Genomic DNA, 21,477 nt, shown 5'->3' with positions numbered 1-21,477 from the left:
CTGTGCTGGTCATGCGGCCATTACTCCTTGCTGAGTATGCTGTCGCGCAACGCCTTCCCCGGTGTCGGCGTCAGACACCATATAGCCACCGATGACGATTCGGTCGGCCACATTCTCAAGGTTGTGGAAATACTGCTCGACTGCCTCGTGCTGTTCAGCGGCGATGGTCAGTCGGTTGAACTTCTGCCGGAAGCCGGCACCGTCAGGCAGGGCCTGCGTATACCAGCCCAGGTGCTTGCGGGCGATCCGGGCGCCTGCTTCCTCGCCGTATAGCTGATGCAATGCTTCCAGATGTTGCAACACCAGCGTTGCTACCTCACGGACTCCCGGTGTTGCCGGCAGTGCCCCATGGGCGAGGTAGTGAACGGTATCCCGGAATATCCAGGGGTTACCCTGGGCAGCGCGGCCGATCATGATACCACTGGCGCCCGTGGTTTCCAGTACCCGTTGAGCTTTTTGCGGCGAATTGATATCGCCGTTGGCAATAACCGGGATCTTCACCGCCGCAGCAATGCGAGCGATGGTGTCGTATTCGGCTGCGCCTTCGAATTTGTCGGCACGGGTGCGCCCGTGCACGGACAATGCTGCCACGCCACAGGCTTCAGCCAGGCGAGCAATGGTTTCGCCATTACGATTCTCCGCATCCCAGCCGGTGCGAATTTTCAATGTGACCGGCACATCAACGGCGGCGACCACGCTTTCCAGAATGTCGCGCACCAGCGGTTCATCGCGCAGCAATGCCGAACCGGCGGCGCGGCGGCACACCTTCTTTGCCGGACAACCCATGTTGATGTCGATGATCTGCGCGCCCAGCGCGACGTTCGCGGCGGCGGCTTCGGCCATCATGCCCGGCTCGCTGCCGGCGATCTGTACGGAAATCGGGCCGGGCTCGCCGCTGTGATCAAGGCGGTGGCGGCTCTTGCGCGACTGCCACAGGCGTACATCCGAGGTCACCATTTCCGATACCACCAGCCCGGCGCCCAGCTCCCGGCACAGTTGCCGGAAAGGACGATCTGTCACGCCGGCCATCGGGGCCAGCACCAGGTTGTTGACGAGGCTGTAGGGTCCGATCTGCATGGTTGTTCGCTCATGAAAAAAGGGCGGCCGCAAGTGCGCTGGGCGCGCGTTCCTGGTTCTTGACCTGGGTCCTGCTGGGCACCGCCTGCCCCGGCCTGCTCGGCAGGGGGGGCACATGATAGTGGTCTGCCGCCCGGTGGTAAAAGGGCTTTTCGGGACGAGACGCTGTGCGGGGTGTCGCAGCGTCTTTTTTTGTTGCCCGACGGCTGCCCGGTTTGCTGCGTTTGTCTGCTGTGCGCTGGCTTGCTTGTTGCGTTGCCGGCCCGTGGGGCCGGCAGGGGTCATGCGCCGGTGGGCGCGGGGTGCAACTGCAAGCGATAGTTGTCGGCGTCGGGGCCGGGATTGCGAATCTCGAACGACACGCGGATCGGCACATCACGGGGCATCGCCGTCATGCCGGTCAGTTCGCCGCGCAGGTATTCGGCTGGCAGAAAGCGGCGGCTGGCAACAGGTTGCCCGCGCAGCGAGCTGAAGCTCAGTTCGATCACCGGGAACGGCTGTTGGTAGTCGGCGTGGTTGAACAGGATCGCATCGACCACCAGCGCATCGGGCACCGCCGGGTGCGCACGCACGATCAGGTTGGTGCCGCGCAGCGTGCTGAGGTCGGACGGGTTCGGCAGCGTGCAGCCGGCCACATCGCAGGCAGCCGCATACAGTGGGCGCCACTGCGGTGTGCGTGCCAGATTGTCGAAGTTGAAGATAAGGTATTGGCCGGCCAGCACCAGCAAAGCGGCCATGGAAAGGCTGCTCCATTTGAGCAACTGGCGCAGATCGGTGCCGGAGCGGGCAAAGGGATTATCCGCGTGCCGGGCGGTGGCTGGCGCCGTGTCGTCCAATTCGGAGAAGGGATCGTCCAGCGTGTCGTCATCGAAGGCGTCGTCAAAGGCGCCTTGTGACGCTTCTGCCTCGCCGGCGAACAGATCGAAATCTTCTTCGAACAGATCGTTGCTGTGGCTTGCCAGCGGTTTTTTTGCCGCCTTCAGCGGCGCCGCCTTGCGCAGCGGCGCCTGCGGGGGCTCGCTGCTTTCCAGTGCCATGGTGCTGGCGTTGGCCGGTGCGGCAGGTTGTTTTTCTTCCAGCTCCTGCAACAGCGCTTCAGCCCAGGATTCGTCGGCATTGTCGCTGTGTGTGGTGCGCCCGGCGCCACTCATGGAGGAAAAGTCCTCGTGTTGCAGGGTGTCGCTGTCATCTTCGCCCAGCGACAGGAACGAATCGCTCAACTCCATGCCGCCACCAACGGAAACGCGCGTGTCGTTCAGCTCTGGATCATCCTCGGTGGCGGGGGCTTCGGTTGGTGTCTCTTCAGCGTCGCCAAGTGTCCACCGGTTGGCGGCGGCCGGCGCTGCCGGCGGGGCCGTTTCGTCTGGTACGGCTTTTGCCCAGGGCTCGGCGGCCGGTGCGGGCTGGCGCGCCGTCGCAGCAGGAGCTGTCGCTCGTGATGCGGGTGCAGCGGGCGGCCGAGCGACATCGTCGAGCAGGTGGTCGGTGGCTTGAAAAACCTGCAGGCAACTGCCACAACGCACGGCGCCGCGAGCCTGGCGCAGGTGCTGCTCTCCGATCTTGAACTGGGCCTCGCAATGCGGGCACCGGGTTTTGTATTGGGCGGCCATTTTATTCCGGCTGTTCTTGTCAGGGGGTAACGCCCCGTTGTACATAAAATGTGACGGCAACCGCAAGGGTTGCTACCCTCGATCATGTGGATTTGCGGATACCGTCCACTCTTGTCCAGTCGCCGCGCACTGCAAGCGGCGCCAGTGTCACTTCCGCCCGGTAGGCCGCCATCACGTTTTCGGCCTGCTCGCGCAGGATACCGGAGAGCGCAATGCGCCCGCCGGGGCGACAGTGGCCGATCAATTGTGGCGCCAATGTCACCAGTGGCCCGGCGAGAATATTGGCCAGCACCACATCGTAAACACCGCCGGGCATCTCCTGCGGCAAATAGCATTCGAGACGACCGCTGACGCCATTTAGCTCGGCGTTGCTCCGCGTGGCCAAGAGTGCCTGGGGGTCGATATCCACCGCCACGGCACGTTCTGCGCCCAGCAGCAGGGCGGCGATGGCGAGCACCCCGGAGCCGCAGCCGAAATCGAGCACGGTGGTGCCGCCCAGATCGGCGCCGTCCAGCCAGGCCAGGCATAGCGCTGTTGTTTCATGGGTGCCGGTGCCAAAAGCCAGGCCAGGATCGAGCTTGAGGTTGATCGCTTGCGGGTCGGGCGCGTCAGCCCAGCTCGGCACGATCCAGAGACGCTCGCCAAACCGCATCGGGTTGAATTCATCCATCCAGGCGCGTTCCCACGCCTGATCAACCAGCTGCTCGAAGCGGTAATCGGCTGGCGGCGGGTCCAGTTGTTGCCTGAGGGCGGCGATCAGCGCCTGCGCATCAGCATCGGCCGGAAACAGCGCGCTGACGATGGTTTCCTGCCACAGGGGCGTGGCGCCGGGCGGGGGCTCGAACAGTGGCTGGTCAGCGCCGTCCACCAGGCTTACGGCGCTCGCGCCCAGCTCCAGCATGGCATCCTCGACGGCCTCGGCGTGTTCGGCGGTAGTGGGGATATGCAGTTGTAGCCAGGCCATCGGCGATTTCCTCTTTGTGCGCTGGTTCGGGCGGTTTTCAGCGGGCCACAACGGGTGCGGCCCGGAAAAGCTCCGGGCCGCAGGTTGGGCTGCACTGGTGGGCGATAGTACCTTAGATGGCACTCCGAGATAGCACCAAGGTGGCACCTCAGCGAGCAGCTCAATACCGGTCGCCCGGTGTCGGTTCTGTCGCCCCCGATAGTGCGGCCGGAGCGCTTGGCTGTGGTGTCAGCTCAGGCCGAGCCGGGATTCCAGATAATGGATATCCACACCGCCTTCGGCGAAGGGCCGGTCGCGGAAGATCTTGTCACGGTGCAGCGGGATGTTGGTGCTGATACCGTCGATGACGATTTCTTCCAGCGCATTGCGCATGCGCGCAAAGGCGGTTTCGCGATCCGGCCCCCAGGTGATGACCTTGCCGATCAGGGAATCGTAGAACGGTGGCACGGTATAGCCGGTATAAATATGCGAATCCACCCGCACGCCATTGCCGCCCGGCGCATGGAAATAGGTGATCTTGCCAGGGCTGGGCGTGAATTTAACCGAATCCTCGGCGTTGATGCGCACCTCGATAGCGTGGCCGGTGAACTCGATATCTTCCTGCCGCACGGACAAGGGCAGCCCGGCTGCAATACGCAGCTGCTCCTTGACGATATCGATGCCGGTGATCATCTCGGTAACCGGGTGCTCCACTTGCACGCGCGTGTTCATCTCGATGAAGTAAAAGCCGCCGTTTTCATACAGGAACTCGAATGTGCCCGCGCCGCGATAACCGATCTCGATGCAAGCCGCTGTGCAGCGTTGCGCCACTTCGTCCTTGAGATGCTGGGGGATATGCGGGGCCGGCGCTTCCTCGACCACTTTCTGGTGCCGCCGCTGCAAGGAGCAGTCGCGATCGCCGAGGTGAATGGCGTTGCCCTGACCATCGGCGAGCACCTGAATTTCCACATGGCGTGGTTGCTGCAAGAATTTTTCCATGTACACCGTATCGTCGCCGAAAGCATTGCGCGCTTCGGAGCGGGTCAGGCTGATGGATTTCAGCAGTGACGCTTCGTCTTCGACCACGCGCATCCCTCGGCCACCACCCCCGGCGGCAGCCTTGATGATGATCGGGTAGCCGATCTGCTGCGCCAGCTGCACGGCGTGCTCGCTGTCTTCGCTGACCGGCCCGTTGGAGCCGGGCACGGTGGGCACGCCTGCTTTTTTCATTGCTTCGATGGCGGAGACCTTGTTGCCCATCAGGCGGATGGTATCCGGGCGCGGCCCCACGAAGATGAAGCCGGAACGCTCCACACGCTCGGCAAAATCGGCGTTCTCTGCCAGAAAACCGTAGCCGGGATGGATCGCGTCGGCGTCGGTGACCTCGGCAGCAGAGATGATTGCCGGAATATTGAGATACGAATCCACGGAAGGCGCCGGCCCGATGCAAACGGCCTCGTCAGCGAGGCGCACGTGCATCAGATCGCGATCGGCCTTGGAGTACACCGCTACCGTGCGGATGCCCATCTCGCGGCAGGCGCGCAGGATACGCAGGGCGATCTCGCCGCGGTTGGCAATGACCACTTTTTGCAACATGAGATGCCCCCGTTCAGACAATGGTGAACAGTGGCTGGTCGTACTCTACCGGCTCGCCGTTTTCCACCAGGATGGCTTCGATGGTGCCGGCTTTGTCGGCCTCGATCTGGTTCATCATCTTCATGGCTTCGACGATGCACAGCACGTCACCGGCTTTCACGGTCTGGCCCACTTCAACGAAAGACGGCGAGCCGGGTGCGGGCGAGCGATAGAAAGTGCCGACCATCGGCGAGCGCATGATATGGCCGTTGAGCTGTGGTGCTGCCGGTGCTTCGCTGGCTGGTGCAGCTGCCTGTGGTGCCGGGGCGGCCGTTACGTGCTGTTGCACCGGGGCGTACTGTTGCGGCGCGGCATGACGTGGGCCACGGCTGATGCGTACCGACTCCTCACCTTCATGAATCTCCAGTTCGTCGATACCTGATTCTTCGAGCAGCTCGATCAGTTTTTTGACCTTGCGAATGTCCATAGACTGCTTCCGTCCTGTCCGGTCTTGTCAGTGGTTGTCGTCTGTAGGGTTCAGGAGGCGCTTGCCTCCAGCCGAGTGATGGCGGCTTCCAATGCCAGGCGATAGCTGTCTGCTCCGAAGCCGACGATGACGCCTTCGGCGATGTCGGAAAAATAGGAGTGCTGACGGAATGCTTCACGCCGATGGACATTGGATAGATGTACTTCGATAAACGGGATGCCAACGCCCAGCAGTGCGTCGCGCAGCGCGATGCTGGTGTGGGTGAAGGCACCCGGATTGATGATGATGAAATCGATACCCTCGCGTGCGGCACTGTGCACACGGTCGATCAGCTCGTATTCGGCATTGCTCTGCATCGCCTGCAAATGATGGCCGCGCTCGTTGGCCAGTTTTTGCAGTGCCTGGTTGATCTGCTCAAGCGTCTGGCGGCCGTAGGTGGCCGGCTCGCGGGTCCCCAGCAGGTTCAGGTTGGGGCCGTGCAGTACCAGCAGTGATGCCACCTTGGGACTCCTTGTTGATGCCTGTTGTTGATGCCGATCGATGCTGCTGATCAATGCTGAAAGTGGTCAACGTGTAGTGAAAAGTTGTGAACTGGATGGCAAAAGCCGCCTATTACGGCGGCTTTTGCGTCAATGGCACCAATACTAGGGCGAAATGCTCAGGCTGAAAAGCGATTTACACCTTTCCTTACAAACCGGACTGGCCAGTCATCGGAAGAACGGCGTCAGATCGACGGAAATACCCGCCCGTTCAGGTGACTCAGGAAGCGCTCGGCGCTCATTTCGCCGAGCACGCGGGATTCGGCTATCTCGTTGCCCTGACTGTCGAGGAACACCAGCGAAGGCAGGCCGAAGATGTCGTACTCGGCCATGATCGCCTGATTCTCCCGATCGATGGTGGTCACATCGGCGCGCACCAGCACCAGCCTGCGATCTTCCATAGCGGCCAGCACGGCGGGGTCGGAGAGCGTGGTTTCCTCAAGTACCTTGCAGGCAACGCACCATTCGGCGAAGAAATCCACCAGTACCGGGCGGCCTGCCTCCTGCGCTTCGGCCAGCAAGGCGTGTAGCGCCTGCTGCCCCCGCACATCGATAAAGCCGTACTCGGCTTGCGTCAGGCCGCCGGCACGCGTTGCCGTGGCAGCGGACGCGGAGGTAGTAACGGTACGCGGCGCCAGCGGCTGCCATGGATTACTGCCACCGCTGGCGGCGCCGGTAATCAGCAGGGTGCCGTAGATGGCCAGTAGCAGCGCCAGTGCTCGGCGCAGCCGCAGGGTGCCGGCCTCCAGCAGACCCAGTTGCACGCCGTAGGCCACCAGCAGTGAGCCATACAGTGCCAGCGCCAGGGGCGCCGGCACGATACGGCTGAGTAGCCAGATTGCCACCCCGAGCATGACCACACCGAAGAACTGCTTGATGTCATCCATCCAGGCGCCGGCGCGGGGTAGCAGATGGCTGCCGCCAGTGCCGAAGATAATCAGCGGTGTGCCCATGCCCATGGCGAGCGCAAACAGCGACAAGGCGCCAGTGGTGGCGTCGCCGGTGCCGGCGACATAGATCAGCGCCCCGGCAAGAATCGGTGTCACGCAGGGGGAAACGATCAGCCCGGAAATCGCGCCGATCAGCGCGGCGCCACCTAGCGAGCCGCCTTGGCGGCGTTCGCTGGCGGCGTTGAGACGATCCCGCATGAAAGCCGGCAGCTGCAGCGTGAACAGGCCGAACATGCCCAGCGCCAGAATCACGAAAACCACCGCCGAGGTAATGATGGCGGCGGGTTGCTGCAACAAAAACTGGAGGTTGAGGCCGGCGCCGAACAGCGCCACCAGCAGCCCTGCCAGCGTATAGGGAATGGCCATGCCCAGCACATAAGCGGTGCTGAGCAGAAAGCCACGCTGCGCTGTCGGCTGCGATTGCCCGGCAATGATGCCGGAGAGAATGGGAATCATCGGAAAGACGCAGGGCGTGAACGCCAGCAGCAGGCCGCCGACAAAAAATAGCAGCAGCACCATGCCGAGATTATGCGCACCGAGCCAGCGCGAAAATGCATTGGCGTCCTGGGAGGAGAGCGTGGAGAAGAAGCCGCTATCATCGCTGGTGGCAGCGTCATTGGCCGCAGGCTCGGGCGGCGGCTGAAAGCGCATCTGCTCCGCCGAGACGAACGTCAACGGAAAGGTTTTTGCCTGCGGCGGGTAGCACAGGGTGTTATCCAGGCAGCCCTGGTATTCGATTTCGAGCAAGGTGTCGGTCAGGGGAATGGAAGAAAGCGGCAAGCGCAGTGAAAGCTGGCCGAAATACACTTGCACTTCACCGAACAGCTCATCCTGTTTCAGCTCGCCGTCGGGCAGCGAGAAGGATTGGAAATCGTCCAGCAGATTGCCGTAGGTATCCGTGAGCCGGAAACTGAATGCATGCTGATACAGATAAACCTGGTCCAGCATCTCGAAAATCAGATCAATGGCTTGATGGTCGGTGTTGGCCAGCGCATCGACACGGATTGCTTCATCTGCGCTGGGCATGTCGTTGTTGCCACCAAACAGACCGCCGCGTGCGTTTTGCTGGCCGAACAGTGCGGTGGCAGGCGCAGTCAGCGCCAGCAGCAGAAGCGCCAGCAGCACGCTGCGCAAGGGAGTCAGTTGGTTTTTCATCATTATCAAGGCACGTTGCGTCATGGCTGTGGCTTGGAATCACGGCGACCGGAAAAGTTCGGTCAGCATACCAGAGCAAAGCGGCCTATGCTGACGTTGAGTGCGCTTCTGGCCCTGCGCAATGCTATATTTCCATGCTCCGGCAGCGGTGCCGATATCATCATGATGGCGCCGTGCCCTGATAATGAAATGGATGCCATCATTGCCACAACAGCCAGCGGCAAGGTGGCCAAGCCATACATGCATGAAGGGAGCGTAGTATGGATAGCCCGAACCCCACCGCCACAACACCGGAGCGCCGGCGCCGGCTGCCTCGCCCACACTGGGTGCTGGTGGCGCTGTTGCTGGTATTGCTGATCAATGTGCTGCTCGGCTGGTACTGGAGCCGCGAGCCGGAGCCCATGGCGATTGTCGCGCAGCCCGAGGCGGTGCCCGGGCAGGTGATGACAGCCACGCTGATTCGCGTTGCGGATACCTTGTTGAGCAAGCCGGGCGGTTATCTTTCCAATGATATTCTGCCGCACCGGCTATGGCTGGATAACATGCCGGCCTGGGAGTTCGGGGTGCTGGTGCAGGTGCGCGATATGGCCCGTGTGCTGCGGCGTGATATGAGCCGCTCGCAAACACAAAGCCGCGAAGACCCCGATCTGGCAGTGGCCGAGCCGCAGTTCAATTTCGATCACAAGAGCTGGGCGATACCGGCTACGGAAAGCGAATATCGCCGCGGCATCCACGCTCTTGAGCGATATCTCGGCCGGTTGTCTGATCCGGCGGATGACAGCGCCCGGTTCTATACGCGAGCCGATAACCTCAATTACTGGCTTGGCGAAGTGCAAAATCGCCTTGGCAGCCTGTCGCTGCGGCTGTCCAACAGTGTTGGCCGGGCGCAGCTGGATGTGGATCTGGATGCCAGCGACGGGCCTGGCCGCACCGACAAGACACCGTGGCTGAAAATCGACGATGTATTTTATGAAGCGCGCGGCGCCAGCTGGGCACTGCTGCATCTGTTGCAGGCGGCCGAGATCGAGTTTGCCGATGTGCTGCGGCAAAAGAACGCGCAGGTGAGCATGCGGCAGATGGTGCGCGAGCTGGAGGCCACCCAGGAGCCCATGCGCAGCCCGCTGATTCTCAACGGTTCAGGCTTTGGCGTGCTGGCGAATCACTCGCTGGTGATGGCGAACTATATTTCCCGCGCCAACGCGCAATTGATTGATCTGCGCCTGTTGCTGGCGCAAGGCTGACAACTGCTGCCGGAAGCGGCGGGCAGGGTGATGCCCGCCGTTATCCGTCGAAGCCGGTAGCGGCGGCTGCCGCTGGCTGCATCAGTCGTTCTGGTAGGCTTCGATCGATTTGAGCACTTCGCGGCGGGCGGCTTCGGCGTTGTCCCAGCCATCCACCTTGACCCATTTGCCGGGCTCGAGATCCTTGTAATTCTCGAAGAAATGCTCGATCTGCTGCATCAGCAGAGCGGGCAGATCGGTGTATTCCTGCACGTCTTTATACAGCGCGGTCAGCTTGTCGTGGGGCACGGCGATGAGCTTGATGTCCTTGCCGGATTCGTCGCTCATGTTGAGCATGCCCACCGGCCGGGCGCGGATCACGCTGCCGGGAATCACCGGGTAAGGGGTCACGACCAGCACGTCCAGCGGGTCGCCGTCTTCGGACAGTGTGTTGGGCACATAGCCGTAGTTGGCCGGGTAGAACATCGGCGTGGCCATGAAGCGGTCGACGAAAATGGCGTTGCTGTCTTTGTCGATCTCGTACTTGATCGGGTTGGCGTTGGCCGGAATCTCGATCACGACGTTAATGTCGTGCGGGACCTCTTGGCCGGCAGGAACCTTGGCGAAATCCATGTGGTATCTGTCCGTTGGCTGTGGCGGAAGGCGGCGGATTATAGCAACCGCGGGCGAGTGCTGGCCACATGGCGGTAGGTGAAGAGCCTCCTGAAGGCATAAATGTCGCTCTTATGCTCTGTGGTTATAAGCAAGGAGCCAGATTGTCTTTGGTTGCCTCGGCGGCGGCGGGTATCGTGACGGGCTTTCGCACCCGCGTCGGGTGCCCTCGCCACCCTGCACCGGGAGCTTGAGAAGTGATAGCCGAACCCTTGCAGCCGCTCGTTGTCGGGCTGATCCTGCTGGCGCTGTTTGTGGCGTTTGTGCGCGAGTGGTTCAAGCCGGATGTGGCGGTGATGCTTGCGGTGGCGGTGTTGCTGGGGCTTGGCCTGCTGTCCAGCGGGCAGGTGTTGAGCGTGTTCAGCAATAGTGCGCCGGTGACCATTGCCTGCCTGTTCGTGATCAGCGCCGGGCTGGAAAAGACCGGCTGTGTGGATCGGCTGGGGGATTGGCTTGGCCGCCTGGCGGGCGATGGCGGGCCGCGCCGTGTGCTGGCGGTGGTGCTGTTCGCTGCCGTCTTGCTGTCGCCGTTCATCAACAATACCCCAGTGGTGATGGTGCTTATCCCGGCGGTGCTGGCGCTGGCACGCCGCAACAGTGTTGCGCCCTCCAAACTGCTGATTCCACTGTCCTACGCCACCATGCTGGCGGGCCTGGTGACGCTGGTCGGCACCTCCACCAATATTCTGGTAGACGGCGTTGCGCGTGATATGGGCCTGGCGCCCTTTTCCATGTTCGAAATCACCGTGCCGGGGCTGATCATTGCCGTGCTCGGATGTGGCCTGATGTATCTCATCGGCCCGAAGGTGCTGCCGGTACGGGAATCACTTTCGGCGCGCTTTGGTGGCGGCGAGCGCACTTTTCTCACTGAATTGCTGGTGCCGATGGAGTCGCAGCTGGCGGGCCGTTCATTGCGCGAAGCGCGCCTGAGCAACGGGAGTATCTCGGTATCTACGCTGTATCGCGGTGCCGAGCAGATTGCCGAGCCACCGCCCGAAACACGCTTGGCGCCGGGGGATCGGCTGGTGGTGCACAGCCGCAGCAGCGAGATGTGCGATCTGCACCACAGCGATCTGGTGGGCGTCAAGATCGGCGCCGGCGACAGCGATCTGGAAACCCTGCGCCGCCGCGATGTGGTGATTGTCGAAGCGCTGGTGGGCGCCGGTTCACGCTATGTACAGCGGCCCATTCGTGATCTGGATCTGGCCAGCCGCTATGGCATCCACCTGATCGCGGTGCACCGCAAGGATGCCAACATTCAGGACATCGTGGATGATTTCCAGTTGCAGTTTGGCGACGTGTTGCTGGTGGAAGGCACGGCAGAGCAGATTCGGCGTTTCTGCGATAACGGTGATCTGTTCGCGCTGACGGAAGGCGAGGTGACGCATCCGCGGCGACACAAGGCGCCGATCGCCTTGCTGGCCATGTTCGGCGTGATGGTGCTGGCCGCCGCAGGCGTGATGTCGATCGAAGGGCTGGCGCTGATCGGCGCGGTCGCGGTGGTGGTGACTGGCTGTGTGAGGCCGGACGAGGCATATAAAAGCATCGAGTGGCCGATTCTGATTCTGATTTTCGGCATGCTCGCGGTCAGCATCGCCATGCGTGAATCGGGATTGGCCGACATGCTTGCGGCGGCACTGGTGAGTGGTAGCGCCGGGCTGCCGCCCTGGATGATCTTTGCGATCTCGGTGTTGATGGTATCGCTGGCCACCGAGATGCTCAGCAACAATGCGGTGGCGGTGCTGTTTACACCTGTGGTGATCGGGGTGGCCCAGCAGATCGGGGTTGATCCGCGCCCGTTTGTGGTGGGCGTGATGTTTGCCGCCAGCGCCAGTTTCGCCACGCCCATCAGTTATCAGACCAACACGCTGGTTTATACCGCCGGCAATTATCGCTTCACCGACTTCCTGCGCCTGGGGCTACCCTTGAATGTGCTGGTGTGGATTGCCACGGTCATTCTGATCCCGCTGTTCTGGCCGTTGCAGGCGGTGGCCGTGCCCTGATTGTGCTCCGCTACCCATAAGCGGTTACACTGCGCGCATTTCCCGTACCGAGGATCTGGCGTGTTTGCTGAATTTGCCCTGCACGAGCGTTTGCTCAAGGTTCTTGCCGAGCTCGGCTTCGCCACGCCGACACCGGTGCAAGCGGCTGCTATCCCGCTGGCAATGGCCGGCCGCGATCTGCGTGTCACGGCGCAGACCGGCAGCGGCAAGACCGCCGCCTTCCTGCTGCCGCTGCTGCATTACCTGATCGAGCACCCGGATCACCGGGCCGGTACCCGGGCTGTGATTCTGCTGCCCACCCGCGAGCTGGCGCGACAAACCCAGAAGACCATCGAGCAACTGGCGACCTACACCTTCATCAAATCCGAGCTGATTACCGGCGGCGAAGATTTCAAGGTGCAGGCGGCGCGCATGCGTCGCAACCCGGATATTCTGGTGGGCACGCCCGGCCGGCTGCTGGAGCATCAGGATGCCGGCCATCTGGTGCTGGATGATCTGGTGGCGCTGGTGCTGGACGAAGCCGACCGGATGTTGGACATGGGTTTCAAGGACGATGTGCTGCGCCTGGCGCAGCACTGCAATGCCAACCGGCAGACCCTGCTGTTTTCGGCCACGCCCGGCGGCGAGGCGCTGACGCAGGTGGCCGCAGCCGTGCTGCGCGATCCCCAGGAGCTGATGCTCAACAGCGTGCGCGATGCGCACGAGCGCATCCAGCATCAGGTCATCACTGCCGACGATATCGGGCACAAGGAAGCCTTGCTGCGCTGGCTGCTGGATAACGAGCAATACGACAAGGCGATCGTATTCACCAATACCCGCGAGCAGGCGGATCGCCTGGGCGGCGTGCTGCGCACCCATCTGCGCAAGGTGTTCGTGCTGCACGGCGAAAAAGACCAGCGGTTGCGCAAGCTGGCGCTGGATCGCTTGCGCAGTGGCGAAATCAAAGTGCTGGTGGCCACGGATGTGGCCGCACGCGGGCTGGATATCGACGGGCTGGATCTGGTCATCAATTTCGAGGTGCCGCGCAGTGGCGATGAATATCTGCATCGCGTCGGCCGCACCGGGCGCCTGGGAAACACCGGGCTGGCCATTACGCTCGTTGCCGCTCATGAATGGAATCTGAAAGCCAGTATCGAGCGCTACCTGCGGCAGAGTTTCGAGCAGCGGCTGATCGAGGCGCACCCCGGCCATTACCGAGGGCCGAAAAAGCTCAAGGCATCGGGTAAGGCAGCCGGCAGCAAAAAGAAGAAGCTGAAGAAAGCCGAAGCGAAGAAAAACGAAACGAAAAGAGCCGGCGTAAAAACAGCCAAGGGCACGAGCAAGCCGAAGGCACCCAAGCGCGCCGCTGCCGCGCCTGACACGCGCGATGGCTATGCCACACCACGCAAGAAACCCGCACGGCCACTGGACTGACATGCGCCACGCAGGAGTGATTTTCGACCTTGACGGTACGTTGGTGGATTCGCGCCTGGATTTTGACGCTATGCGCGCCGAGACCGGCTGCCCGGAGGGCATCGGGCTGCTTGAGTATGCCGATAGTCTGCCGCCCGGCGAGGCGCAGCGCGTGCACGAGATTGTGCATCAGCATGAAATGGCCGGCGCCACTGCGGCGGTCTGGGTTCCGGGCGCACAGGCGTGGTTGCGCGCCCTGCAGGCCGACAACGTGCCCACCGCCATTCTCACACGCAATAGCCGTCCTGCCACCGAGCTGACCTTGTCGCGGCTTGGCATCGAGGTGGAGCATGTGCTGACACGGGAAGACTGTCGGCCAAAGCCCGACCCGCAGGGTCTGCTGATGATTGCCGCTGCCTGGGGGTTGCCCTGCGAGAACCTGGTTTATGTGGGCGATTTTCTCTATGACCTGCAAGCCGCACGTGCCGCGGGCATGCACGCATGGTTTTATGATACCGGCATGCACCCGGAATTTGGTCCATTGGCAGATCGGGTGATCCGCGATTTCGATACGTTGCTCGCCTGAAATAAAATAGCCCTTGCCGCAGTAATATCTCTTGCAACGGTGATCCCCTTGCATGGTATGGCGCGGCCATCTTGAGCCGCCTGTTCAGCTGACAGCTCAGTTTTTACATCCTTGATACAGATGCTGCTGTACAAGCCAGACCCGGTATGGTCGCCTTGGTGGGGCGAGGCCGGTTGCGTCTGGCTTCGCTGAGGCATTGGTGAGAAGTGCGAGGGTGATATGACTGGTGAGCTGACTCAAGGAGGCGTCATGTTGCAGCTTAATCCGCCGTTACCGTTATGGACACCCAAGGGTGAGGGCTTTGCCCATATTCTGATTGATTACGGGCCGGAGATGGATCTCTTCTGGACAGTGCTGATTACCGCAACCGGCGAAATCTGGACCTTCGCCAATCACGAGGTGCGGGCAAGCAAGAATATCACGCTCGGTCGGACTCGCACGGACACCAGGCCAACTGCTCGTGCAGCGGCGCCGGTGGTGGTAGCGGGGCAAGACGAGCCACGGCAAGGAGTGGCGCCATGAGCGACAATATTTTCGAGGCGCTGCGCGAGAGCCATGAACTGCAACGTTCGTTGTGCCGGCAGTTGCTCCGCACCCGCCCACACACTGAGCAGCGGCAGGCGCTTTTTAACGAATTGCGGATCGAGCTTGCGGCGCATGCGGCGGCCGAGGAACGTTTTCTTTATGCCCCGATATTGATGGATGACCGCGGTTTATCGCCGTCGCGCCACGCGCTGCATGAGCACCACGAAATGGACGAGCTGGTGGAAACCATGCAGGAGAAAGATCCGTCCAGCCGAGGCTGGCTGACATTAGCGCGTTCGTTGTCAAAAATTGTGCATCACCACCTCAAGGAGGAGGAGAAAAAGTTCTTCCAGATGTCAGGCAAGATTCTCAGTGAGACGCGCAAGCGTACTCTGGCGGCGCAGTATCGCCGAGACTATGCACGTATGCTGAAAGTGTTGCGGGAAGCGTGAATACTGCGTCGCGGGCGGCTGGCAAAGCCCGGCCGCGACGCAGATATTGCTTACAGGCTGAACGAGCCTCTGAGCTTTTTCTCCACTGGCACCAGCTTCAGGCGTGCGTGTACCGGCAGGCCGTTCTTGAACGGCATTTCTGCCTCGCCTTGAATCAGCGGCAGCAGGTATTCGCGGGCGGCATCGGTGATGCCGAAACCATCTCGAGTGATGAAATGCCGCGGCATTTTCTTTTCCACATTGGCCACATCGGCCAGAGGCGCCTCGCCGATGCTCCACGAGTATTTTTTGCCTTTGCCCCGCAGGATCGCCGGCATCACAGCGTTCTTGCCTTGCTCGGCAAACGCGACCGCAGCTCGGCCCACCGCGTAGGCTTGCTCCAGGTCGGTGGCGGAGGCCAGATGACGGCTGGAACGTTGCAGATAATCCGGCACCGCCCAGTGGTATTTGTGGCCCAGCTCGCTGCGTATCATCTGCGCCAGCACGGGCGCGACCCCACCCAGCTGCTTATGGCCGAAGGCGTCGGTGGTCCCGGCGTCGGCAAGAAAGGAGCCATCTTTGTAGCGTGCCCCTTCGGAGACGGCGATCACACAGTAGCCGTAGCGTTTCACGGCCTGCTGCACCTTTTTCAGGAATTTTTCCTGATTAAAGGCGATTTCCGGGAACACGATGATATGCGGCGCATCACCTTCCTGCTCCTGCGCCAGGCCGGCGGCTGCGGCGATCCAGCCAGCGTGGCGGCCCATGACTTCCATCACGAACACCTTGGTGGAGGTGGCGCACATGGACACCACGTCCAGCGCTGCTTCGCGGATCGAGACGGCGGTGTACTTGGCAACCGAGCCGAAACCGGGGGAGCAGTCTGTTATCGGCAGGTCGTTATCCACGGTTTTCGGAATATGAATGGCCTGGATCGGATATCCCAGCGTTTCGGAAAGCTGCGACACTTTCAGGCAGGTGTCGGCGGAATCACCACCACCGTTGTAGAAAAAATAACCAATGTTGTGCGCACGGAACACGTCGATCAGGCGCTCATATTCACGGCGATTGCTTTCCAGGCTCTTGAGCTTGTAGCGGCAGGAACCGAACGCACCGCCCGGCGTGTGCTTGAGCGCCGCGATGGTGCCCTTGGTTTCCTTGCTGGTGTCGATCAGGTCTTCGGTCAGGGCGCCTATGATGCCGTTACGGCCGGCGTAGACCTTGCCGATCAGCTTGCTTTCGCGTGCGGCTTCGATGACACCGGCGGCGGAGGCGTTGATGACAGCGGTAACACCGCCAGACTGGGCATAAAAAGCATTTTTGCGGGCCATTGAGGGCTTCCCTGAGGCAACTTGATAAAGAGCGGCCATCATAATGGGCGAGGCCGCTACAGGCCATGGCCACAGCGTAAAACCCCGTCGGCGGCAGCGGAAAACGGTATTTTCATGCGTGTGGAATGCTGCCCGGAGCACCGAAACGGGCCGTTGCCCGTTGCGCGCACCGAGACAGCCCGTGGCGGCTCTGCCACAATGCGGCCAGTGCAGATCCGCTGATGGGGTGGTCTTTTCATGCATATTCATGTGCTTGGTATTTGCGGCACCTTTATGGGAAGCCTGGCGCAACTTGCGCGTGCGCAGGGCCATCGTGTCACCGGCTCCGATCAGAACGTTTATCCGCCGATGTCCGATCAGCTGGCCGCCGCTGGCATCGAGGTGATGGAAGGTTATGACCCGGCGCATCTGTCGCCGGCGCCTGATCTGGTAGTGATCGGCAACGCCATGAGCCGCGGCAACCCGGCGGTGGAATTTGTGCTGGAGCGCGGCCTGCCTTATACCTCCGGGCCGCAGTGGCTGGCCGAAGAAGTATTACAGGGGCGCTGGGTGGTGGCGGTTGCCGGCACCCATGGCAAGACCACCACCAGCAGCATGGTGGCCTGGATTCTGGAGCACGCCGGGCTGGCGCCGGGCTACCTGATCGGCGGTGTGCCGGGTAATTTCGGCATCTCGGCGCGGCTCGGCGAGGCGCCGTTCTTTGTCGTGGAAGCGGATGAATATGACACCGCATTTTTTGACAAGCGATCAAAGTTTGTTCATTACCGGCCACGTACTGTCATTCTGAATAATCTGGAGTTCGACCACGCGGATATCTTTGCCGATCTGGCGGCCATCGAAACCCAGTTTCATCACCTGTTGCGCATCGTGCCCGGCACTGGCCGGGTGATCCTGCCGGCCGGCGTGCCGGCGCTGGAGCGCACGCTGGCGCGTGGCTGCTGGGCCGAGGTGGAGCGGTTTGGTGAGCAGGGGCCGGACGTGGCAGTGACGCTACTGAGCGAGGATGGCTCGGCCTTCCGGGTGGCGCCCGGGGGGCAGCCTGCGGTGGAGGTGCGCTGGTCGTTGACGGGGCTGCACAACGTGCAGAACGGCGTCAGTGCTTTGCTGGCGGCCCGGCATTGTGGTGTGCCGCTTCAGCAGGGCGCCGAGGCGCTTGCCGCCTTCGCCGGCGTACGCCGGCGCATGGAACTGGTGGCGGATATCGACGGCGTCCAGGTGTTTGATGATTTTGCCCACCACCCCACGGCCATCGCCCTGACGCTGGAAGGTTTGCGCCGCCGTGTCGGTGAGGCGCCGGTGATTGCTGTGATCGAGCCGCGCTCCAATACCATGCGCATGGGCGCGCATCGGGCCCGGTTGCCGGCATGTGTCGCTGCCGCCGATGAAGTGATCTGGTATCAGCCGCCGGGGATGGACTGGTCGTTGCAGGACGTCGTCAGGGCGAGCAGCGTGCCTGCCAGCACCGCCGACAGTATCGAAGAGATTATTACTGCGCTGGCGGCGCGATTCGGTGGTGGCGGTGTAGCTGCGCATATCGTGCTGATGAGCAACGGCAGCTTTGGCGGTATCCACGGCAAGCTGGTGCAGGCGCTGGCCGCGCGCCGTGCAGAGGGTGGTTGAAGCCGCACGAACATTGTCAATGCCGCACACCAGCATTGGCGAGGATTGTCGCCGTGCTGGCGTGGCTGAAACAGCCGCGAGCCAGTTGAAGCCGATACAGGCCGATATGACGAGCGCTGCTGCCGGTGGCGGTTTTATCGCGTGTGAAATGCTGGTATCACATAGACAACGGCTTTCCGTTACCAAAGCGCGGCATGCTTGTATGAAGCGCGCCCACATTGACATGAAAAAGGATGTCCGATGTTTATTGCTGCCCTGATCGCCGGGTTACACTATCTGGGCATTATGGCTCTCGCTGCCACGTTGGTGGCTCAGGTGTTCACGTTACGCGGCGACGTCAGCCGTGAAGCGGTGCAGCGGCTGGCACGGGTGGATCTGCTTTACGGCATGGCAGCGGTGCTGGTGCTGGCCACAGGCTTGCTACGCCTCACGACGGCCTACGGCCGCGGGCCGGCATTCTTTATGCAGAACGGTGTGTTTCATCTCAAGGTCACGCTGTTCGTGATCGTTGCTCTGCTGTCGATTGTGCCCACGGTGCGTTTTTTGCGCTGGCGGCGCAGCGCACTGCGTGCGGGCCAGCCGGTGCTGCCGGCCGCCGAGGATTTTCGTGGCACGCGGCGGCTGGTGATGGCGGAGCTGCATATTCTGTTTCTCATACCTTTCCTGGCCGCGCTGATGGTCAGAATCTGATGGGAGCGCCTGGGATGGGAGAGCACGCGAACCCGACGCGCTGCCGCGTCACACTTGCCTTCACGGGTGCATCCGGTGCTGCGTACGGGCTGCGCTTGTTGCAGTGTTTGCTGGCGGCCGATGCGGAAGTGTTCGTGATTGTGTCGAAGGCGGCACGGGTGGTGATCGGTACGGAAACCGATTTGCGGTTGCCGGCAGGCAGCGGGGCAACCGAACAGGCGTTACGCGATTATGCTGGCGTCAACAGTGGCCGGCTGGTGGTGTGCGGGCTGGAACAGTGGACGGCACCGGTGGCATCCGGCTCCGGGGCGCCGGCAGCGATGGTGGTGTGCCCCTGTTCAACGGGGACACTATCAGCCATCGCCACGGGTGCCAGCAACAACCTCATCGAGCGGGCGGCGGATGTGGCCATCAAGGAGGGGCGCCAGCTTGTGCTGGTGCCTCGAGAAGCACCGCTCTCGGCCATTCATCTTGAAAATATGCTCAAGCTGGCGCGGCTTGGCGTCACCATCATGCCGGCGGCGCCGGGGTTTTATCATCGCCCGGAAACGGTGGCCGAACTGGTGGACTTTATGGTCGCCAGAGTGCTGGATCATCTGCAAATTCCGCACACATTGATGCCCCGCTGGGGAGAATCCTGAGGCGTCGCCTTACGAGTTTCGGGCTGGGAAATCCTGGTTGTGGATTGCCGTACCGCTCGTGTCTTTCTTGACCATCACCTCGACACTGGCATTGGCGCTCCGCCTGCTCGGCCCGCGCTGGTGGGTAACAGGCTATCGGTCGGGCCGTCAGGCCCACGCCGACGGCGCTCACCCTGTGCTTGCATGTAGCAGACCGGGCCGGTGTACAGGCAGGCGCAGCGCCGGGCAGGCTCGTGCAAGCCAATCGCCCAGCAGAATGCGACCTTGCTCCCACTGGTGATGCCCCGAGGCTACGTTGATATGGCCGGCGCGCCCCGCATTGATGAAATCTGCTTGCCAGGCGCGGGCCAGAAACCGGGCGCGGGGCAGGGAGGCGGCGCGATCATTTTCCGAGCCCACCAGCAATGCCGGAAACGGCAGGGCATCCAGGGGGATCGGCGCAAACGGGCGCAACGCGGCAGGCGCATCCGGGCGCTCCACATCGGCGGGCGCCACCAGCAGCGCGCCAAGCACTTTATCGTCGCTGTAATGCTGCGCCCAATGGGCTACGGTAATGCAGCCCAGGCTATGGGCCACCAACACCAGTGGGCCGGGTGCGGTGCGGATGGCATGGTGCAGACGGGCCACCCAATCCTGGGGCGCCGGTGTGGCCCAGTCGTCCTGCTCCAGCAGCACACTACCGGGCGCCTGGTGCCACCAGTATTGCTGCCAATGCTCCGGGCCGGAACCATGCCAGCCGGGCACCAGCAGCAACGTGGGGGATTCCTCGGGCATCAACATTACGGCGCTCCTTTATAATATTTGGCTATTTGGCTATTCGGCGGCTAATCAGGTGCGACTCGTGTGCTATATCAAGTGCTTCTCAAGTGCTGTTCAGGTGCGATAGTGCAGGCACTGGCGCGCAATAAACGGCGCGTAACGCTCACGGCGGCGCGGCGATCTCCGGTGCCGGTGATGTCAGGATGCCGATCATTACCCGAGCCGTAAAAGAATGAATTCTGATTTGCTTATGCTTTTTAGCGGCGGGCAGCGTGCCGGTTGGGTGCCGTGTAAGGACGGTGTTGTGTGAGGAAAGTGCCGTGTAAGGAAGGTGCTGTGTAAGGAAGGTGCTGTGTAAGGAAGGTGCTGTGTAAGAAAAGTGCTGTGTAAGAAAAGTGCTGTATAAGGAAAGCGCTGTGCAAGGAAAGAGTCGTGTGAGGAGTGCTTCTTGTGAGGAGGGAATTATATATCGCAAGCGCCGTATCAGGCCAGCGCTGCGTGACAAGAGTTCCGCATGGCGATAACGTTTCGCAAAAAGAGCACAGGAGAAAAGGTTTGTCATAGGTTTCCGTGAAACTATTTCCGATATCCGAGAAAACGCCAATGTGTTTTCAAAAATACGATCTTTTTTTCTCTTCTCTCCCCGTGTGGAATAAGCGAAGCGCAGAATAGCCGCAGGCTGGCCCGAAGGGTGAGCGAAGCGAATAAGGGGTTGGGGGAGAGAGGGCGACGAACATGCAGCTGTTACGATATCGGATAAGTGTTGCACTACTTTCATTTATCTTCAGTATGAATTTCTATAAAAATTACACAGCCAAAAAAATGCCGAGAGCTAGCCAGTTTCTTTCCGAGTAAAGTGCCGAGTATATATTTCCTGCCGTAATCTCCCCCTCTCCCCAACCCCTCTCCCACAAGGGGAGAGGGGCGAAAAAATACTTCATAGCCGCTTTCGTGGCGCCATTTCCGATGTTCGCGAAAGCACCAATGGGGTGTCCTGCAAGGGGGGATTGGCTAAAAAGTATTGGGGAAAGACGGTGTCGGAAAAGAGATTGCCGGAAACGTGAGCGCCAGGAAAGAGAGTGCCAGGAAAGAGAGTGCCAGGAAAGAGAGTGCCAGGAAAGAAAGCGTTGGGTAAAGAGACTACTGGACAAAGAGGGCGTGGAGTAACGAGGGCGCCGGGTCGGGTTACAGGGCGTGATAGCGCGCAGCAGGAGAACGGGGAAATAGGGAAATAGGGAAATAGGGAAATAGGGAAAATAGAGAGCACCGCC

Annotated in this window: 19 protein-coding genes; 9 read left to right on the top strand and 10 right to left on the bottom strand. The window is 61.5% G+C overall.

Features of this window, described 5'->3' with window-relative positions:
• Nucleotides 1-9 precede the first annotated feature (9 nt).
• From dusB to dsbD, 7 genes are all read right to left on the bottom strand, one after another.
• A complete protein-coding gene (dusB, locus tag MU846_RS06405; protein WP_246950546.1) occupies nucleotides 10-1,077 on the bottom strand; it encodes a tRNA dihydrouridine synthase DusB in 1,068 nt (355 codons plus the stop codon).
• 281 nt (nucleotides 1,078-1,358) lie between these two features.
• Complete coding sequence (locus MU846_RS06400) at nucleotides 1,359-2,687, bottom strand: zinc-ribbon and DUF3426 domain-containing protein (RefSeq protein WP_246950542.1); 1,329 nt, start codon at nucleotides 2,685-2,687, stop codon at nucleotides 1,359-1,361.
• 82 nt (nucleotides 2,688-2,769) lie between these two features.
• Complete coding sequence (gene prmA / locus MU846_RS06395) at nucleotides 2,770-3,651, bottom strand: 50S ribosomal protein L11 methyltransferase (RefSeq protein WP_246950539.1); 882 nt, start codon at nucleotides 3,649-3,651, stop codon at nucleotides 2,770-2,772.
• Between the two features lie 228 nt (nucleotides 3,652-3,879).
• Nucleotides 3,880-5,226 carry an acetyl-CoA carboxylase biotin carboxylase subunit gene (gene accC / locus MU846_RS06390; RefSeq protein ID WP_246950536.1) on the bottom strand — a complete coding sequence of 449 codons (1,347 nt, stop codon included), beginning with the start codon at nucleotides 5,224-5,226 and terminating at the stop codon, nucleotides 3,880-3,882.
• Between the two features lie 13 nt (nucleotides 5,227-5,239).
• A complete protein-coding gene (gene accB / locus MU846_RS06385; protein ID WP_246950533.1) occupies nucleotides 5,240-5,692 on the bottom strand; it encodes an acetyl-CoA carboxylase biotin carboxyl carrier protein in 453 nt (150 codons plus the stop codon).
• 50 nt (nucleotides 5,693-5,742) lie between these two features.
• Nucleotides 5,743-6,192, bottom strand: a complete 450-nt coding sequence (gene aroQ / locus MU846_RS06380) for a type II 3-dehydroquinate dehydratase (protein WP_246950531.1) — start codon at nucleotides 6,190-6,192, stop codon at nucleotides 5,743-5,745.
• A 224-nt stretch (nucleotides 6,193-6,416) separates the two neighbouring features.
• A complete protein-coding gene (gene dsbD / locus MU846_RS06375) occupies nucleotides 6,417-8,339 on the bottom strand; it encodes a protein-disulfide reductase DsbD (RefSeq protein ID WP_246950529.1) in 1,923 nt (640 codons plus the stop codon).
• 257 nt (nucleotides 8,340-8,596) lie between these two features.
• On the opposite strand from dsbD, the gene MU846_RS06370 reads away from it, so the two are divergent.
• Entirely contained in the window at nucleotides 8,597-9,577 is a 981-nt protein-coding gene (locus MU846_RS06370) for a DUF2333 family protein (RefSeq protein WP_246950526.1), read from the top strand.
• Nucleotides 9,578-9,658: 81 nt separating this feature from the next.
• On the opposite strand, the gene ppa is transcribed toward MU846_RS06370, so the two are convergent.
• A complete protein-coding gene (gene ppa / locus MU846_RS06365; RefSeq protein ID WP_246950524.1) occupies nucleotides 9,659-10,189 on the bottom strand; it encodes an inorganic diphosphatase in 531 nt (176 codons plus the stop codon).
• A gap of 236 nt (nucleotides 10,190-10,425) precedes the next feature.
• On the opposite strand from ppa, the gene MU846_RS06360 reads away from it, so the two are divergent.
• The 5 genes from MU846_RS06360 to MU846_RS06340 all read left to right on the top strand — a co-directional run bounded on the left by MU846_RS06360 (nucleotide 10,426) and on the right by MU846_RS06340 (nucleotide 15,186).
• On the top strand, nucleotides 10,426-12,231 hold the full coding sequence (locus MU846_RS06360) for an SLC13 family permease (protein WP_246950521.1): 1,806 nt from the start codon (nucleotides 10,426-10,428) through the stop codon (nucleotides 12,229-12,231).
• A 60-nt stretch (nucleotides 12,232-12,291) separates the two neighbouring features.
• A complete protein-coding gene (locus tag MU846_RS06355) occupies nucleotides 12,292-13,644 on the top strand; it encodes a DEAD/DEAH box helicase (protein WP_246950520.1) in 1,353 nt (450 codons plus the stop codon).
• A 1-nt stretch (nucleotide 13,645) separates the two neighbouring features.
• A complete protein-coding gene (locus MU846_RS06350; RefSeq protein ID WP_246950518.1) occupies nucleotides 13,646-14,209 on the top strand; it encodes an HAD family hydrolase in 564 nt (187 codons plus the stop codon).
• 249 nt (nucleotides 14,210-14,458) lie between these two features.
• Entirely contained in the window at nucleotides 14,459-14,731 is a 273-nt protein-coding gene (locus MU846_RS06345; protein ID WP_246950515.1) for a hypothetical protein, read from the top strand.
• The gene (locus MU846_RS06340; RefSeq protein WP_246950513.1) at nucleotides 14,728-15,186 is read left to right on the top strand and encodes a hemerythrin domain-containing protein; all 459 of its coding nucleotides are present in this window, start codon (nucleotides 14,728-14,730) and stop codon (nucleotides 15,184-15,186) included. The genes MU846_RS06345 and MU846_RS06340 overlap by 4 nt, the downstream gene beginning before the upstream one ends.
• Nucleotides 15,187-15,236: 50 nt before the next feature.
• Here MU846_RS06340 and MU846_RS06335 read toward each other — a convergent pair whose 3' ends face one another.
• Nucleotides 15,237-16,496 (bottom strand): 6-phosphofructokinase, encoded by a 1,260-nt coding sequence (locus tag MU846_RS06335; RefSeq protein WP_246950510.1) that lies wholly within the window; start codon nucleotides 16,494-16,496, stop codon nucleotides 15,237-15,239.
• Between the two features lie 237 nt (nucleotides 16,497-16,733).
• Between MU846_RS06335 and mpl the strand changes: the two genes are divergently transcribed.
• The 3 genes from mpl (at nucleotide 16,734) to MU846_RS06320 (ending at nucleotide 19,447) form a co-directional block, all read left to right on the top strand.
• Complete coding sequence (gene mpl, locus MU846_RS06330) at nucleotides 16,734-18,116, top strand: UDP-N-acetylmuramate:L-alanyl-gamma-D-glutamyl-meso-diaminopimelate ligase (protein WP_246950508.1); 1,383 nt, start codon at nucleotides 16,734-16,736, stop codon at nucleotides 18,114-18,116.
• 240 nt (nucleotides 18,117-18,356) lie between these two features.
• Complete coding sequence (locus tag MU846_RS06325) at nucleotides 18,357-18,806, top strand: DUF2214 family protein (protein WP_246950505.1); 450 nt, start codon at nucleotides 18,357-18,359, stop codon at nucleotides 18,804-18,806.
• 14 nt (nucleotides 18,807-18,820) lie between these two features.
• Complete coding sequence (locus tag MU846_RS06320; protein WP_246950503.1) at nucleotides 18,821-19,447, top strand: flavin prenyltransferase UbiX; 627 nt, start codon at nucleotides 18,821-18,823, stop codon at nucleotides 19,445-19,447.
• A gap of 168 nt (nucleotides 19,448-19,615) precedes the next feature.
• Here MU846_RS06320 and MU846_RS06315 read toward each other — a convergent pair whose 3' ends face one another.
• Complete coding sequence (locus tag MU846_RS06315; protein ID WP_246950501.1) at nucleotides 19,616-20,227, bottom strand: RBBP9/YdeN family alpha/beta hydrolase; 612 nt, start codon at nucleotides 20,225-20,227, stop codon at nucleotides 19,616-19,618.
• Between the last annotated feature and the right edge of the window lie 1,250 nt (nucleotides 20,228-21,477).

The sequence above is a fragment of the Alcanivorax quisquiliarum genome, assembly GCF_023051175.1.
Lineage (GTDB): Bacteria > Pseudomonadota > Gammaproteobacteria > Pseudomonadales > Alcanivoracaceae > Isoalcanivorax > Isoalcanivorax quisquiliarum.
The sequence above is the reverse complement of the archived record's forward strand: the minus strand, read 5'-3'. Positions and strand labels throughout refer to the sequence as shown.